Source organism: Methylobacterium sp. J-068 (assembly GCF_022829445.1).
In the GTDB taxonomy this organism is placed as follows: Bacteria; Pseudomonadota; Alphaproteobacteria; order Rhizobiales; family Beijerinckiaceae; genus Methylobacterium.
This window is the reverse complement of sequence record NZ_JAKSXY010000046.1, coordinates 1-15,606: the sequence shown is the minus strand read 5'-3', so window position 1 is coordinate 15,606 and position 15,606 is coordinate 1. Positions and strand designations below refer to the sequence as shown.

The window sequence follows — 15,606 nt, the reverse complement described above, 5'->3', positions numbered from 1 at the left end:
GTGCGGCTTGCCGGGGTTGATGAAGCGCACGTCATCGCCCTGGAAAAGATCGAGACTGCGACCGTGCCGCAGGCCGACTTAGACCGTCGGCTTGGAACGGGCCTCGCCTTCGTCGCAAGTTCTTGAAATTCATGGAGTATGGAACGGATTGAGGACCGCCGTGCGGTACTCAAACTCACCTCTGCCCATCGCCTTCGCTACAAGCGCAGCGAGAGATTTAGAACGCCCAAGACGACCTTGCGGATCGAGGTCTTGACCGACTTTCTCAGTGGTGATGTGGGAATGGCGCGCCCGAAAGGATTCGAACCTCTGACCCCCAGATTCGTAGTCTGGTGCTCTATCCAGCTGAGCTACGGGCGCCTGCGACCGGGTGGCTCGTCGTTGCCGCCCCGGTGTGAGCGGGTGTTTAGAGGCTCCTTTTTCCGCTGGCAACCCTGGCCGGACAAGTTTTTCACGCGGACCGAATCTGCACGCCCACGGCGGGACATCGGACCGCGCTCGGGGGACCGTAATCGACGCGCGGGCGCACCAGCTCGTGCGTGAGCCTGTTCCCCGATCGGAAACATAAAACCTCGTTGGTGTTGAGCGCCATGAAAAAAGGCATCGCATTCGATCGTAAGTGCGATGTGTTGTCCGTAAACCGAAAATCTGGACGCGCTTTGCGCTTGAAACGGTCGCCCGCCCGCCTGTGATTGTCTTGTTCAACACCAAGGTGGAATTATGCGAGGCCTTTCAGGCTTGGCCTTTCAAGCCTGGCTTGGCTGCGCGCGTCGTCGCGACGTCATGAAGGTGTCTTGGAACGCTTTGTGGTCTCGCGGGATTGAGAGGGACTTTCGCCAGTCTCAGATCTCGAAGGAGAATACCGTGAAACGGTCCCTGACCACCCTCGCCGTCCTGACCGTCCTCGGCGCGAGCCCGGTTTTCGCCCAGACCACCGTGACCGGCACGCCGGCACCGGATGCCAAGTCCAGTGCCACGTCCGGGGGCCAGGAGGCCGTGACGCGGCCCAACACCGACAAGCCGGACGCGACGAAGCCCGGTGCGGCCCATGCGGCCTCGCACGCGAAACTCGAAGAAGGCGCCAACAGCTTCACCGAGGCGCAGACCCACCACCGGCTCACCGAGGCCGGATACAAGGACGTCAAGGGTCTGACCAAGGACGACAAGGGCATCTGGCGCGGCGACGCGATGCTCGACGGCAAGCCGGTCAAGGTCGGCGTCGACTTCAAGGGCAACGTCGCCGTGCAATAGCGGCGTCCGAGGCCTTCAACCCATCGCGCCGCCGAAACGTCCCGCCAGCAGGAGATTTCCATGGCCCAGCAGACCATCACCGCCCTCTACGACGATTACGAGGCCGCGAGCACGGCCGTCACCAAGCTCGAGGCCGCCGGCATTCCGCATAGCGACATCAGCATCGTGAGCAACAACGAGGGGGACCGTCACGCCGGCCGCCTGCGCACCACCACCGATCACGACGACACGACGACCCGTCACGACGCGCCCGAGAAGGCGTCCACGGGCGCCGGGACCGGTGCCACCCTCGGAACGGTCCTGGGTGGCGCCGCCGGTCTCCTGACCGGCCTCGGCCTCCTCGCGATTCCGGGCGTCGGCCCCGTGGTTGCAGCGGGCTGGCTCGTGGCGACGGTGACGGGTGCGGGGATCGGTGCGGCCGCTGGCGGCCTCGCGGGCGGCCTCACGGGCGCCGGCTTGAGCGAGGGCGACGCCCAGACCTACAGCGAGGGCGTGCGCCGTGGCGGCACCTTGGTCACGGTCCGTGCCGACCAGGGTCATGCGGCCCGCGTGATGGACATCCTGGAGGAGCACGGCTCGATCGACATCGACGAGCGGGCGCAGAACTGGCGCGCCGAGGGCTGGACCGCGCCGCAGGCCGCTGCCGTCACCTCGCCGGATGCGATCCCGGGCAATGCCCTGGGCGGCACCGGGGAAGGCCGCACCCGGGTGCGCTCGTATCCGAACACCCCGATCTGACGGAGCGGCCCCTTCAGATCGGGGCCGGACAACGATCGGCATGCGATCACCCCGGCGCCCCTCGGCGCCGGGGTTTTTTGGTTCTTGGGCTTTATGCTCGGTCTCATCGCGGTTCGGCGGACGCCAGTGCCGTGCGGTCGCGCGAGTAGACCTCGATGAATCCTGCGCGGCGAGGTCTGGATTTAGGGCGCCTCTCCGCCGAGCGGCCGCTGCATCGGCACGGTGTCGACCCAGGCACCGTGCTTGAACCCAACCCCGGAGAAGCCCATCCGCCGGTACAGGGCGATGGAGCCCCGGTGGCGCTGTCGCTGATTACCGCCAGCATCTGCGCCAGGGGCCGGCCTCGCGGCGCGCGTTCGGCGCGCGCATCCACCGCTCCGGTGGCCGAGCCATCCCGTGGTCGACCCATCGATGGAGGGAAAAGGTGGGTCCCGGAGCCGAAGCTCCGGGTTCTGTTTCGACGGTTACCCTACCGCAAGATGCTTACGCCGCGAGGCGGGCATCCATGACAACGTTATCGTTGGCATTTAGAGTTTTGGCCAAATGCTCGAAACAGGGTTTGCCTGCGCCGAACCGGTCGAGTCCTTACCGACAGCCGCATCGTCTCGCACCGAAGTGAAAGCGAACTCGCGATCCCTTTACCGCCCAGTCGATCCTATTTCGCCCCCATCAGAAGCCCAGTGGCATAAACGCCCATGGGCTCGTGGTGGAGGCGCCGGAGTACTGCCCTCCGGGTCCTGAAACGTTATTACGAACCGGTCATCAACCGCACGTCTCATATAGGCGAAGCCGGGCCGCCGGTCCAGTCGTCGCGCTATCCCGCCGCATCCGTGCGACCCGCGAACCACGCCGCGTAGGGCGTGTTGCGGGCCATGTGCCGGTTCAGGTCGGGAGCGCCGTCGTCCCACCAGACGGGGCCGCGCTCGCCGAGCCCGTGCTTGGCGGCATCGACGGCCGCGCGGGCGGTCTTCAGGGCCGTGGCATCGTCGGCGGCCTTGGCGGCCTTAACCGCGCGGCGGGCCTCCATCAGGGCCGCGACGAGCGCCTCGTGCTCGGCAGGGCCGAGATCGGGCCGGGTCCGGCGCCAGAGTCGCCCGCGGACGACGATGTAGCGTCCGTCCGGCGTCTCCAGCGTGCCGGCGGCGTCAGCCGGCGGCGCGGCCACGGCGATGGGCGTGTTCCTCGATCAGGGCCTCCACGGCCGCGATCGTGTTCTCGAGGTCCGCGACGCGGCGCAGCATGCTGTCCGGCGGCAGCATGTCGATCTTCGCCGCCTCGACGATCAGGGTGCGCTGGGCATCCTTGAGGCGCTCAAGGAGAGATTCCAAGTCTGACATGCTTTGGCTTTAGCGGATGCCCGCCCCGGCCCGCAATGCGCATCGACGCGCCGCCGCGAGATATCCTTCGGTGTTGTGAAGCCGCGCATCGGACGCGACGCGCGACATCATCCCCTGGTCTAGGGATCGTACCGCGTCGCGCGCCTCCGATCAGGTGGGATGGAAGACCACCTTCACGCAGCCGTCCTTCTTGTCACGGAACGTCTTGTAGAGGTCCGGACCGTCCGCGAGGCTGCTGGAGCGATGCGTGATCAGCGAGGTCGTGTCGATCCTGCCCGCCTGGATCAGCTTCGTCAGCGGCTCCAGGTAGCGCTTCACGTGGGTCTGGCCGCTCTTGATGGTCAGGCCCTTCTGCACCACCGAGCCCATGTTGATCGGGACCGGACCGCCATAGACGCCGGGCACCGAGACGATGCCGCAGGGGCGCACCGCCTTGATCGCCTCGGCGAGCACGTAGGGCCGCTCGGTCGAGGTGAGCTTCTCCTGCAGGGTGCTGAGCACCCCGGCGATGCCGTGGCCGGCGGTGGCCTCCATGCCGACGCAGTCGATGACACCGTCGGCCCCCTCCCCCTTGCTGATTTCCTTGATGCGCTCGAACACATCCTCCTTCATGAAGTCGATGACGTCGGTGGCGCCGTATTTCCAGGCCAGCGCCATGCGCTCCGGCACCGTCTCGATGGCGATGACGCGCTCGGCGCCCATAATCTTGGCCGACTGGATCGCGAACAGCCCGACGGGCCCGGCGCCCCAGACGGCGATGATCTCGCCGCCCTTGATCTCGCAATGCTCGGCGCCCTGCCAGCCGGTCGGCAGGATGTCGGTGAGGAACAGGACCGACTCGTCGTCCATGTCGTCCGGCACCTTCATCGGGGCGACGTCGGCCATGGGCACGCGCACGTACTCCGCCTGGCCGCCCGCATAGCCGCCGGTGAGGTGCGAATAGCCGAACAGCCCGGCCGTGGTGTAGCCGAACTGGGCCGCCGCCATCGCGGCATTGCGGTTCGAGCGCTGGCAGACCGACCAATTGCCGAGCTTGCACTGGCGGCACGCGCCGCAATTGATGTTGAAGGGCACGACGATGCGGTCGCCCTTGCGGAACTTCGTGAATCCGGCCCCGACCTCCACGACCTCGCCCATGAATTCATGGCCGAGCACGTCGCCGCTCTCCATGGTGGGCATCTGCCCGTCCATCAGGTGGAGGTCCGAGCCGCAGATCGCGCAGGACGTCACCTTGATGATGACGTCGCGCGCATCCTCGATCTGCGGGTCCGGGACCGTGTCGCAGCGGATGTCGCCCTTGCCGTGCCAGCACAATGCTTTCATCGCGGGTCTCCACCCGGCCGGCGGCGCGAAACGGGGCGCGCGGCCGGGCATGGGTCGTGAAGGGGAACGGGTCGTGAAGGGGGAACGGGTCGTGACGTCGAAGAGGGTGTCCTCGACGTGAAGACCGGCGTGCCCGGGCTTGTTCCCTGGCGCCGGACGTCGGAACGGGCACGGCTTCGCCCCGTTGGCACTCCATCCCATGGTGGGGAAAGGCCCCATGGTGGGGAAAGGCCCGTCCGTCCCATGCTGCTGCTCGCCCTGGCCCTCGTCCTCCTCGTCACCCTCGGGCTGATCGTCGTGAGGCGGCGCCACGTCGGACGGCTGACCTCGTTCGCGACGCTGGTGGCCACGATCATGCTGATGATCTGGCTGCAGGATGCCGGCCTCCTGCCCGGCACGAAGGGGCCGCTGAGCGACATCCGGCCCCGCACGAACCTCGATGCGCCGTGAGTGCCACAGCGCTGCGACCGTGGCGCCGGATCGCGTGGAATGCCATGGACCGTTCCGCTTCGTCGTGCGTTCTCAGCACGCCCCGCGCACGTGTCTTGCTCGGGGGCCAGGGCTTGGTCGGGCTGACCGGGACTGGCGACGATCGAGAGGTTCAGGGGCGATGGCGAAGATCCTGCTGGTGGAAGATCACGAGGAGATCTGGGACTTCCTGTCCCGCCGGCTGAAGCGGCGCGGCTACGACGTCATCCTCGCCCATGACGGCGAGTCCGGCGTGCAGCAGGCGCGGACCGGGCGACCGGACGTCATCCTCCTCGACATGAACCTGCCGATCCTCGACGGCTGGTCGGCCGCGCGGGTTCTGAAATCCGGGAGCGACACGCAGGGCATCCCGATCATCGCCCTCACCGCGCACGCGATGTCGGGCGATCGCGACAAGGCGATCCAGGCGGGCTGCAACGACTATCACCCGAAGCCCGTCGACTTCTCCAAGCTGCTGACCCAGATCAACGCCGCCGTCGGGCCGCAGGCGCCGGCCGTCGCCTGAGCGCGGCGGGGCGCGCCGCGCCCGATCCGAACCCCGTCGCTCCCGACGCCTCGCCCGACGCGCGCGTCGCCGGGCCCGCGCGTCGCTCACCCTGACGAGACCTCAAGATTCCCATGAGCGACGATCCCATCACCGCCCGCCTCCTGCGGCAGGCGATGCCGGTCTTCACGACCCTGGCCTCCTGCCTTCTCGTCATCACCATCGCGGCGGCCCTGTATCTCGGGCGCGACATCTTCGTTCCCGTGACCCTGGCGATCCTGCTGAGCTTCGTGCTCGTGCCGGGCGTGCGGCTCCTGCGGCGCATCCGGGTGCCGCGCGCCCTCGCGGTCCTGGTCGTGGTGCTCACCGCCTTCGGGGCGCTCCTCGGCGTCGCCCTCCTGATCGCCAACGAGGCGGCGCAGCTCGCCTCCGACCTGCCGCGCTACCAGGTCACGATGCGCGAGAAGATCGCCTCCCTGAAGGAAGCGACCGCCGGCAGCGGCACGCTCTCCCGCATGATCGACATGGTGCAGGATCTCGGAACCGAACTGCAGCCGGACCTGACGTCGCGGGCGCCGGAAGGCAGCGCCGGCACCCTCGGTCACCCCCTCCACGTTCAGATCGCGGCCGAGAAGGCGGGCCTGCTCGGCACCCTCGGCACCTTCGCCGCCCCGATCCTGCACCCGCTGGCCACCACCGGCCTGATCCTCATCTTCACGATCTTCATCCTGCTGCAGCGGGAGGACCTGCGGAACCGCGCGATCCGGCTCGCGGGCTCGGGCGACCTGCGCCGGACCACGGCGGCCATCGACGACGCGGTGGCGCGCCTCAGCCGGTTCTTCCTCGCCCAGCTCGTGCTCAACATCGCCTTCGGCCTCGTCATCGGCTTCGGGCTCTGGTGGATCGGCGTGCCGAATCCGATCCTGTTCGGCGTGCTCGCCGCGATCATGCGCTTCGTGCCCTATATCGGCGCGGCGATCAGCGCCCTGCTGCCCCTCGTCGTGGCGGCGGCCGTCGATCCGGGCTGGAGCATGATGATCGCCACCGCCGCCCTGTTCCTCGTGGTCGAGCCCATCGCCGGCCACGTCGTCGAGCCGCTGCTCTACGGCCATTCCACCGGCCTCTCCCCCATCGCGGTGATCCTGGCGGCCACCCTCTGGGCCTTTCTGTGGGGACCGATCGGCCTCGTCCTCGCGACCCCCATCACCGTCTGCCTCGTGGTGCTGGGGCGGCACATCGAGAGGCTGTGGTTCCTCGACGTGATCCTCGGCGACCGACCGGCGCTGTCGCCGCCCGAGATCTTCTACCAGCGCATGCTGGCGGGTGATCCGGCCGAGGCCATCGACCAGGGCCGGATGTTCCTCAAGGCCCGCGCGCTGGTGACCTATTACGACGAGGTCGTGCTGGCGGGCCTCCTGATGGCGCAGGAAGACCTGTCGCGCGGCACCCTCGATCGCGCGCGCCAGGACGAGGTCGGCACGGCCTTGCGGACGGTGGTGGCGCGCCTCGGGACCGTGCCCGTGGGTCGCAAGGTCGGCTCCGGAACCGCGTCGTCGGGCAATTCCGAGACGTCCGCCGCTTTCGCGGCCATCGGCCCGGACCGGCAGATCGCCGCCGTGGTGATGCGTCCGGGCGATCTCCCGCCGCGCTGGCAGGCGACCCGGCCGGTGCTCTGCGTCTCCAGCCGCGGCCCGTTCGACGAGGCGGCGACGGCGATGCTCGGGCAGATCCTCGGCCGGCACGGCCTCTCGGCCGAGGTCGTGTCCATGGCGGACCTGCGCCGGGGCGAGCGACCGGCGGACCTCTCCGGCATCGCGCTGGTCTGCTTCTCCTATCTCGAACCCGTCAGCCTGTCGCAGATCCGGCTCAACGTGCGCCAGGCGCGCCGGATGATCCCGGGCGTCAAGGTCCTGGTCGGGTTCTGGCGCGAGCGCGATCCCGCCTCGATCGACCGCCTGCGCCGGACCCTCTCGGCCGACGTGCTGGTGACCTCCCTGAACGGTGCCCTCGACGCGGCCCTGAGCTTCGCCAGGCGGGTGTAAGGCCCCTGTCCGGGGGGAGGTCATTTGACATCCCCCTGGGCTTGACCCACTTCTCCCCCGCGCCGGCCCTCCCTGACAGGGGCCGCGGCGCCTCCCGCACAATCTTCCACCGATCGTTGCTGCGGGTCAGGCTCTGACGAGAGGCTAGAATTCGCACATGAAAGTCGTCGTCGTCGAGTCGCCGGCCAAGGCCAAGACGATCAACAAGTATCTCGGTCGCGACTACGAGGTGCTCGCCTCGTTCGGCCATATCCGCGACCTTCCCGCCAAGGACGGCTCCGTCGATCCGGAGGCGGACTTCCACATGCTGTGGGAACTCGACGACCGGGGATCGAAGCGCGTCTCGGACATCGTCAAGGCGCTCAAGGGCGCCGACGGACTGATTCTCGCGACCGACCCGGATCGCGAGGGCGAGGCGATCTCCTGGCACGTGGTCGAGGCGCTGACGGCGCGGCGCGCCCTCAAGGGCATGCCGGTGGAGCGCGTCACCTTCAACGCCATCACCAAGGCGGCGGTCGAGACCGCCATGCGCCAGCCCCGGCAGATCGACCAGGCCCTGGTCGACGCCTACCTGGCCCGGCGCGCGCTCGACTACCTCGTCGGCTTCAACCTCTCGCCCGTCCTGTGGCGCAAGCTGCCCGGGGCCCGCTCGGCGGGCCGCGTCCAATCCGTGGCCTTGCGCCTCGTCTGCGAGCGCGAGCGCGAGATCGAGCTCTTCAAGCCGCGCGAGTACTGGTCGCTGGTGGCGACCCTGGTGACGGAGAACGGCGCCAGCTTCGAGGCCCGCCTGACGGGCGCCGACGGCAAGCGCATCCAGCGCTTGGACGTGGGCACCGGCGACGAGGCGGCGGCGTTCAGGCGCGACCTCGAACTGGCCACCTTCCAGGTGGGCAGCGTCGAGGCCAAGCCCGCCAAGCGCCACCCCGCCCCGCCCTTCACGACCTCGACCCTGCAGCAGGAAGCCTCGCGAAAGCTCGGGATGGCGCCGGCCCAGACCATGCGGGCGGCGCAGAAGCTCTACGAGGGCGTCGAGATCGACGGCGAGACGGTGGGTCTCATCACCTACATGCGGACCGACGGCGTCGACATGGCGCCCGAGGCCATCCAGGACGTGCGCCGGGTCGTCGCCCGGGAATACGGCGAGCGCTATCTGCCGGGTGCGCCGCGCAAGTACAGCGTCAAGGCCAAGAACGCCCAGGAGGCGCACGAGGCCGTGCGGCCCACCGACATGAGCCGCCTGCCGAAGACGGTGGCCCGCACCGTCGATGCCGAACAGGCCCGGCTCTACGAGCTGATCTGGACCCGCACGGTGGCGAGCCAGATGGAATCGGCCGAGCTGGAGCGCACGACGGTCGACGTGGTCGCCCAGGTCGGCCCGCGCAGGCTGGAGCTGCGCGCCACCGGCCAGGTGGTGAAGTTCGACGGCTTCCTCACCCTGTACCAGGAGGGCAAGGACGACGAGGAGGACGAGGACGGCCGCCGCCTGCCGCCGATGACGGCCGGCGATCCGTTGAAGCGCGAGCGCATCGCCTCGACGCAGCACTTCACCGAGCCGCCGCCGCGCTACTCCGAGGCCAGCCTCGTCAAGCGCATGGAGGAGCTCGGCATCGGCCGGCCCTCCACCTACGCCGCCGTGCTCCAGACCCTGCGCGACCGTGAATACGTGCGGATCGACAAGAAGCGGCTGGTGGCCGAGGACAAGGGCCGCCTCGTCACGGGCTTCCTCGAGAGCTTCTTCAAGCGCTACGTCGAGTACGACTTCACCGCCGACCTCGAGACGCAGCTCGACCGGGTCTCGAACGCCGAGATCGACTGGCGCGAGGTCCTGCGCGATTTCTGGCGCGACTTCTCCGCCGCGATCTCCGGCACCAAGGAACTGCGCGTCACCGAGGTGCTCGACGCTCTCAACGACCTGCTCGGGGCCCACATCTTCCCCGAGAAGGCGGACGGCTCGAACCCGCGCACCTGCCCGACCTGTGGCTCGGGCCAGCTCTCGCTGAAGCTCGGCAAGTTCGGTGCCTTCGTGGGCTGCTCGAACTATCCCGAGTGCAAGTACACCCGCCAGCTCGCCGCCTCCGGCGTCGAGGGCGACGGCGAGGGCTCGTCGGAGAATGGCGGCCAGCCCGGCACGCGTGTGCTCGGCAACGACCCGGCCAGCGGGCTGCCGGTGACGGTCCGCGACGGTCGCTTCGGCCCCTTCGTCCAGCTGGGCGAGGCATCCGCCGAGAAGGACGCGGCCAAGCCCAAGCGCTCCTCGATCCCGAAGGGCACCAGCCCGTCCTCCGTCGACCTGGAGATGGCGCTGAAGCTGCTCGCGCTGCCGCGCGAGGTGGCCAAGCACCCCGAGACCGGCGAGCCGATCCTGGCCAATCTCGGCCGCTTCGGACCCTACGTGCAGCACGGCAAGATGTACGCGAATCTCGGCCGCGACGACGACGTGCTGGAGATCGGCGCCAACCGGGCCATCGACCTCATCGTGGCCAAGGAGCAGGGCGGCGGCCGACGCGGGCCGGCGGCCGATCCGGGTCGCGCCCTCGGCGAGCACCCGGAAACGGGCAAGCCCATCGTGGTGAAGTCGGGCAAGTACGGCCCCTACGTCACCGACGGCACCACCAACGCGACGCTGCCGAAAACCATGGCGGCCGAGGCGGTCGACCTGCCCCAGGCGCTCGAACTGATCGCGGCGCGGGAAGCCGCGGGCGGCTCCAAGAAGAAGGCTCCGGCGCGCAAGGCGGGGGCGGCCAAGACGGGAGCGGCCAAGACGGCGCCTGCCAAGAAAGCGCCTGCCAAGAAGCCGCCTGCCAAGAAGCCACCTGCCAAGAAGGCTTCGGCGGCCGAGGCGCCGGACGGTGAGGCGCCGGCGTCCAAACCCGCCGTCAGGAAGGCGCCCGCGAAGAAGGCCACGGCCTCGGCTGAAGAGCCGGCCGCCGCCAAATCCGGCACCGCCGCGCGCAAGAAGGCGTGAGGCGGGCCCCGCCGGGCATCCGCCAGAACGAGATCGGCGACCGCCGCCGGGCCGACCGCTGCCCGGCGGATCTCATGGTGCCGCTCGAAGGCGGGGGGGCGCACCCGCACCGCCGACATCGGCGAGGGGGGCATCCTCCCGGCGCGGCCCGGGACCGGCCGGGACGGACCTGTCACACCGGTGCCATGCGCGGCCGCTAGCGAGACGGGTTTCCAGCCCCTCACGACAGCCGGACCTTGAGTCATGAACGAGCCGACGCGAACCCGCTCCCAGGCGGCGGAAGACGCCGAGGATGCCGGCTCGAACGCCAGTGCCAACCCGACCTTCGGCGACGTGGTGGCGGCGCGCTTCGACCGGCGCGACCTCCTGCGCGGCCTGCTCGGCGTCGGTGCGATCGCCGCCGTGGTGACGCCGCGCGCCCTGGCGGCCGGGGCCTCATCGAGGAACGACGCCTCTGGCGCCGAGGGATCCGGGGCCGCCACGCGCTTCCCCTTCGCGGAAGTCGAGGCGGGTTCGGACGCGCATCATCGCGTCGCCGCCGGGCACGATGCCGAGATCCTGATCCGCTGGGGCGATCCCGTGCTGCCCGGCGCGCCGGCCTTCGATCCGCACAATCAGTCGGCCGCGGCGCAGGGCCAGCAATTCGGCTACAACAACGACTTCGTGGGCTACTTTCCGATACCGGGCGCGACCGATCCGGCGGCGCACGGCTTGCTCGTGGTCAACCACGAATACACCAACGAGGAACTGATGTTCCCCGGCCTCGGGCGCCAGGACATCAAGTCGGTCGCCTTCCAGGGCATGACCCGCGACCTCGTCGAGATCGAGATGGCGGCCCATGGCGGCTCGGTGATCGAGATCCGCCGCACGGACGGCAAGTGGGCCGTGGTGCCGGATTCGAAGTACGCCCGCCGCATCACGGCCGGGACACCGATGGTGCTGACGGGCCCGGCCGCCGGCACGGACCGGGTGAGGACGGCCGCCGACCCCACGGGGCGCGCCGTGCTCGGCATGATCAACAACTGCGCCGGCGGCACCACGCCGTGGGGCACGTGGCTGACCTGCGAGGAGAACATCAACTACTACTTCTCGGGCTCCCTGGCGAAGGACTCGCCCGAGGCCGCCAACCACAAGCGCTTCAACCTGCCGGCCAACGCCTATGCCTGGGGCCGCTTCCACGAGCGCTTCGACGTCTCCAAGGAGCCCAACGAGCCCAACCGCTTCGGCTGGGTGGTGGAGATCGACCCGTTCGACCCGACCTCCGTCCCGAAGAAGCGCACGGCGCTCGGCCGCTTCAAGCACGAGGGCGCGGCCGGCATCGTCGCGCGGGACGGCCGCTACGTGATCTACCAGGGCGACGACGAGCGCTTCGATTACGTCTACAAGTTCGTCACCACGGGCCGCGCCGACAGCGGCGACCGCGACCTCCTCGATTCCGGCACGCTGCACGTCGCCCGCTTCGACGCGGACGGGCGCGGGACCTGGATGCCGCTGGTGTTCGGACAGGGGCCGCTGACGCCGGAGAACGGCTTCCGGACCAAAGCGGACGTGGTCATCGGCGCGCGGCTCGCCGCCGACCGGCTCGGCGCCACCAAGATGGACCGGCCCGAGGACGTCGAGGCCAACCCGAAGACCGGCAAGGTCTACGTGATGCTCACCAACAACGGGAAGCGCACGGGGGATAAGGTCGATGCCGCGAACCCGCGCGCCGACAACCGCTTCGGCCACATCGTCGAACTGACCCCCGACGAGGGCGACCATGCCGCCACGGGCTTCACCTGGGAGATCCTGGTCCGCTGCGGCGATCCGGGCATCGCGGCCGTCGGCGCCACCTTCTCGTCGGCTACCACGAAGGACGGCTGGTTCGGCATGCCCGACAATTGCGCGGTCGACGGCCTCGGCCGGCTCTGGGTCGCCACGGACGGCAACGCGCCCTCGCGCACGGGCCGCAACGACGGCATCTGGGCGATGGAGACGGAGGGGCCCGGGCGGGGCACGGGCAAGCACTTCTTCCGCGTGCCCCTCGGAGCCGAGATGTGCGGCCCCTACTTCACGCCCGACGACACCACCTTCTTCGTCGCCGTGCAGCATCCCGGCGAGGCCGACGAGGAGGATCCGAAGGCGGTGCCCGCCACCTTCGAGGCGCCCGCCACCCGCTGGCCCGATTTCGACGCGGGCATGCCGCCGCGCCCGGCCCTCGTGGCGATCACCCGGCACGGGGGCGGCCGCGTCGGCACCTGAGGCGGCGCGGTGAAAACGCATCGCGTCATCGTCAGGCCTTCTTAACCACCCCCATACCATGTCATGGGGTGGTTCGCCCTGCGCGGCGGGGGGTGCGTTCCCCTGCTCCAGGCTGCGGGAACCCCTTTCTGTTTCCGGTTTGTTCCGGTATGGTCAGAGGATGAAGGCGAATGCTGCACGGTCTCCCTCTGCGATCCGGTCCGCGAAGCCCGCGGCCGTGCCAGTTCCCGCTCGGGGCGCTCCGGTGAGCGACCCCGCGCGCGACCTCTTCGCGGGTGGCAAGGCGCCGCCGCCGAAGCCCGCCGAGCGGCGCAAGCTCGACGCCGCCGTGACGCCGCTGGCGCCCGTCACCTCGGCCGAGGACGGTTACGACGCCTCCGCCATCGAGGTGCTGGAGGGGCTGGAGCCGGTGCGCCGCCGCCCCGGCATGTATATCGGCGGCACCGACGAGCGCGCCCTGCACCACCTCTTCGCCGAGGTGATCGACAATTCCATGGACGAGGCGGTGGCGGGACATGCCAGCTTCATCGAGGTGGAGCTGGAGGAGAGCGGCCACCTGATCGTGACCGACAACGGCCGCGGCATCCCCGTCGACCCGCACCCGAAATACCCGAACAAGTCGGCCCTGGAGGTCATCATGACCATCCTGCACGCGGGGGGTAAGTTCGACTCGAAGGTCTACGAGACCTCGGGCGGCCTGCACGGGGTGGGCATCTCCGTCGTCAACGCCCTCTCGGACGAACTCGAGGTCGAGGTCGCGCGCGCGCAGACCCTCTATCGCCAGACCTTCTCGCGCGGGCACGTGCAGGGGCCGCTGGAGACCGTGGGCCGGGTGCAGAACCGGCGCGGCACGCGGGTGCGCTTCCACCCCGACGCCCAGATCTTCGGCGCCCTGAAATTCGATCCGCGCCGCCTGTTCAAGATGGCGCGCTCCAAGGCCTACCTGTTCGGCGGCGTCGAGATCCGCTGGCGCTGCGCGCCCGCACTGCTCGAGGGCATGGACGACGTGCCGGCCGAGACCGTGCACCGCTTCCCCGGGGGGCTTCGCGATTATCTGGCCCGTGACTTGGAGGGCAAGGACCTCGTCACCGACGCGATCTTCTCAGGCAAGATCACGAAGCCCGGCGGCCACGGATCGCTCGAATGGGCGGTGGCCTGGATGGTCGCCGACGACGGCGTCTCGGCCTCCTACTGCAACACGATTCCGACCGCCGAGGGCGGCACCCACGAGAGCGGCCTGCGCGTCGCCCTGCTGCGGGCCCTGCGCGAGCACGCCGAGCGCGTCGGCCAAGCCAAGCGCATGACGGCCGTGACCACCGACGACGTCATGGCGACCTGTGCCTCGATGCTGTCCGTGTTCATCCGCGAGCCCGAGTTCCAGGGCCAGACCAAGGACAAGCTCGCCACCGTCGAGGCGTCGCGCATCGTCGAGACCGCGATCCGCGACGCCTTCGACCACTGGCTCGCCGCCTCCCCGGCCCAGGCCAACAAGCTCCTCGACTGGGTGATCGACCGGGCGGAGGAGCGCCTGCGCCGCCGCCAGGAAAAGGAGGTCGCGCGCAAATCCGCCACCCGCAAGCTGCGGCTGCCGGGCAAGCTCGCCGATTGCTCCAAGGCGGGCATGGCCGGCTCCGAGATCTTCATCGTCGAGGGCGACTCGGCCGGCGGCTCCGCCAAGCAGGCGCGGGACCGCGCCACCCAGGCGATCCTCCCGCTGCGGGGCAAGATCCTCAACGTGGCCTCGGCGAGCCGCGACAAGCTCGGGGCCAACCAGCTCATCTCCGACCTGACCCAGGCGCTCGGCTGCGGCACGGGCGCGGGCTACCGCTCGGAGGACCTTCGCTACGAGAAGGTCATCATCATGACGGATGCCGACGTGGACGGGGCCCACATCGCCTCGCTGCTCATCACCTTCTTCTACCGGCAGATGCCCAAGCTCATCGACCGGGGGCATCTCTACCTCGCGATCCCGCCCCTCTACCGCATCAGCCAGGGCGCCAAGACGGCCTATGCCCGCGACGACGACCACAAGGCGCAGCTGATCCGGACGGTGTTCAAGAACGGCAAGGTCGAGATCGGCCGCTTCAAGGGCCTCGGCGAGATGATGCCGGCGCAGTTGAAGGAGACCACGATGGACCCGAAGAAGCGCACGCTCCTGCGGGTCGAGGTGCTCGACGAGGCACGCGCTTCCACGGGCGACGCGGTGGAGCGGCTGATGGGGAACAAGCCGGAGGCCCGCTTCACCTTCATCTCCGAGCGCGCCGCCTTCGCGGATGGGGCCGAGCTCGATATCTGAACCGAGTCGACCCGATGCGTTCAGGGGATGCTGAACGCATCGGGTTCGTAACTGTGGGACCGCCACGACGCAGGACCCATACGGAAAAAGCCCGGCCGCGAAGCGGCCGGGCTTTTTTTCTGTCATCCCAAATCCGTCTGATCCCTTCGGGATGGCGGATTTGGGCTTCGCCTGACGTCCCGCGCGGCCGTGACGGCCCCGCGAGACGGTCCGGGTTCGGCTTAGTACGAGCCGAACTTGTAGTTCACGCCGGCGCGGACGACGACGAACTCGTCGGAGCGGCGGTTGGTGTAGCCCGAGGTGGCGGTCGCGTAGTTGGTGTTGATGCGGTAGGTCTGGCCGGTGGAGTTCGAGTACGCGAACACGCCGTTGTTGGCGTTGTCGCGGTCGAGGTTCACGTACAGGCCTTCGACCTTCAGCGTCACGGCCGAGGACTTGAA

General features: G+C 69.2%; 11 protein-coding genes, 1 tRNA gene, 1 other RNA gene and 1 pseudogene. 8 read left to right on the top strand and 6 right to left on the bottom strand.

Annotation, left to right across the window (positions count from 1 at the left end; translation table 11 throughout):
* Positions 1 to 283: 283 nt before the first annotated feature.
* Positions 284 to 360, bottom strand: a tRNA-Arg gene (locus MKK54_RS03955).
* Positions 361 to 864: 504 nt separating this feature from the next.
* Here MKK54_RS03955 and MKK54_RS03950 point away from each other — a divergent pair.
* Positions 865 to 1,251, top strand: coding sequence for a hypothetical protein (locus MKK54_RS03950; protein WP_244009280.1), 387 nt, complete (start codon positions 865 to 867; stop codon positions 1,249 to 1,251).
* Between the two features lie 60 nt (positions 1,252 to 1,311).
* Entirely contained in the window at positions 1,312 to 1,989 is a 678-nt protein-coding gene (locus tag MKK54_RS03945; protein WP_244009279.1) for a general stress protein, read from the top strand.
* Positions 1,990 to 2,430: 441 nt separating this feature from the next.
* Here the strand turns inward: MKK54_RS03945 and ssrA are convergent.
* From ssrA to MKK54_RS03925, 4 genes are all read right to left on the bottom strand, one after another.
* Positions 2,431 to 2,798, bottom strand: a transfer-messenger RNA (tmRNA) gene (ssrA, locus tag MKK54_RS03940).
* 5 nt (positions 2,799 to 2,803) lie between these two features.
* A complete protein-coding gene (locus MKK54_RS03935; protein ID WP_244009278.1) occupies positions 2,804 to 3,154 on the bottom strand; it encodes a hypothetical protein in 351 nt (116 codons plus the stop codon).
* The gene (locus MKK54_RS03930; protein ID WP_409564122.1) at positions 3,135 to 3,317 is read right to left on the bottom strand and encodes a hypothetical protein; all 183 of its coding nucleotides are present in this window, start codon (positions 3,315 to 3,317) and stop codon (positions 3,135 to 3,137) included. Before MKK54_RS03930 ends, MKK54_RS03935 begins: the two co-directional genes overlap by 20 nt.
* Positions 3,318 to 3,476: 159 nt before the next feature.
* Positions 3,477 to 4,649 (bottom strand): zinc-dependent alcohol dehydrogenase, encoded by a 1,173-nt coding sequence (locus MKK54_RS03925; RefSeq protein WP_244009276.1) that lies wholly within the window; start codon positions 4,647 to 4,649, stop codon positions 3,477 to 3,479.
* A 243-nt stretch (positions 4,650 to 4,892) separates the two neighbouring features.
* Between MKK54_RS03925 and MKK54_RS03920 the strand changes: the two genes are divergently transcribed.
* The 6 genes from MKK54_RS03920 to parE all read left to right on the top strand — a co-directional run bounded on the left by MKK54_RS03920 (position 4,893) and on the right by parE (position 15,166).
* Positions 4,893 to 5,099 carry a hypothetical protein gene (locus tag MKK54_RS03920; protein WP_244009275.1) on the top strand — a complete coding sequence of 69 codons (207 nt, stop codon included), beginning with the start codon at positions 4,893 to 4,895 and terminating at the stop codon, positions 5,097 to 5,099.
* A 160-nt stretch (positions 5,100 to 5,259) separates the two neighbouring features.
* On the top strand, positions 5,260 to 5,643 hold the full coding sequence (locus MKK54_RS03915) for a response regulator (protein WP_244009274.1): 384 nt from the start codon (positions 5,260 to 5,262) through the stop codon (positions 5,641 to 5,643).
* A gap of 113 nt (positions 5,644 to 5,756) precedes the next feature.
* Positions 5,757 to 7,664 carry an AI-2E family transporter gene (locus MKK54_RS03910; protein ID WP_244009273.1) on the top strand — a complete coding sequence of 636 codons (1,908 nt, stop codon included), beginning with the start codon at positions 5,757 to 5,759 and terminating at the stop codon, positions 7,662 to 7,664.
* Positions 7,665 to 7,821: 157 nt separating this feature from the next.
* Positions 7,822 to 10,629, top strand: coding sequence for a type I DNA topoisomerase (gene topA / locus MKK54_RS03905; RefSeq protein ID WP_244009271.1), 2,808 nt, complete (start codon positions 7,822 to 7,824; stop codon positions 10,627 to 10,629).
* 243 nt (positions 10,630 to 10,872) lie between these two features.
* A complete protein-coding gene (locus tag MKK54_RS03900; protein ID WP_244009270.1) occupies positions 10,873 to 12,870 on the top strand; it encodes a PhoX family protein in 1,998 nt (665 codons plus the stop codon).
* A gap of 244 nt (positions 12,871 to 13,114) precedes the next feature.
* Positions 13,115 to 15,166, top strand: a complete 2,052-nt coding sequence (gene parE / locus MKK54_RS03895) for a DNA topoisomerase IV subunit B (protein WP_244009268.1) — start codon at positions 13,115 to 13,117, stop codon at positions 15,164 to 15,166.
* A gap of 221 nt (positions 15,167 to 15,387) precedes the next feature.
* Here parE and MKK54_RS03890 read toward each other — a convergent pair.
* A pseudogene (locus MKK54_RS03890) lies at positions 15,388 to 15,606 on the bottom strand (porin family protein); the annotation flags it as partial.

Coding starts and splice junctions, on each gene's coding strand:
- MKK54_RS03945 (WP_244009279.1), top strand. CDS start 1,312: ATGGCCCAGCAGACCATCACCGCCCTCTACGACGATTACGAGGCCGCG.
- MKK54_RS03910 (WP_244009273.1), top strand. CDS start 5,757: ATGAGCGACGATCCCATCACCGCCCGCCTCCTGCGGCAGGCGATGCCG.
- MKK54_RS03925 (WP_244009276.1), bottom strand. CDS start 4,649: ATGAAAGCATTGTGCTGGCACGGCAAGGGCGACATCCGCTGCGACACG.
- MKK54_RS03900 (WP_244009270.1), top strand. CDS start 10,873: ATGAACGAGCCGACGCGAACCCGCTCCCAGGCGGCGGAAGACGCCGAG.
- MKK54_RS03920 (WP_244009275.1), top strand. CDS start 4,893: ATGCTGCTGCTCGCCCTGGCCCTCGTCCTCCTCGTCACCCTCGGGCTG.
- topA (WP_244009271.1), top strand. CDS start 7,822: ATGAAAGTCGTCGTCGTCGAGTCGCCGGCCAAGGCCAAGACGATCAAC.
- MKK54_RS03915 (WP_244009274.1), top strand. CDS start 5,260: ATGGCGAAGATCCTGCTGGTGGAAGATCACGAGGAGATCTGGGACTTC.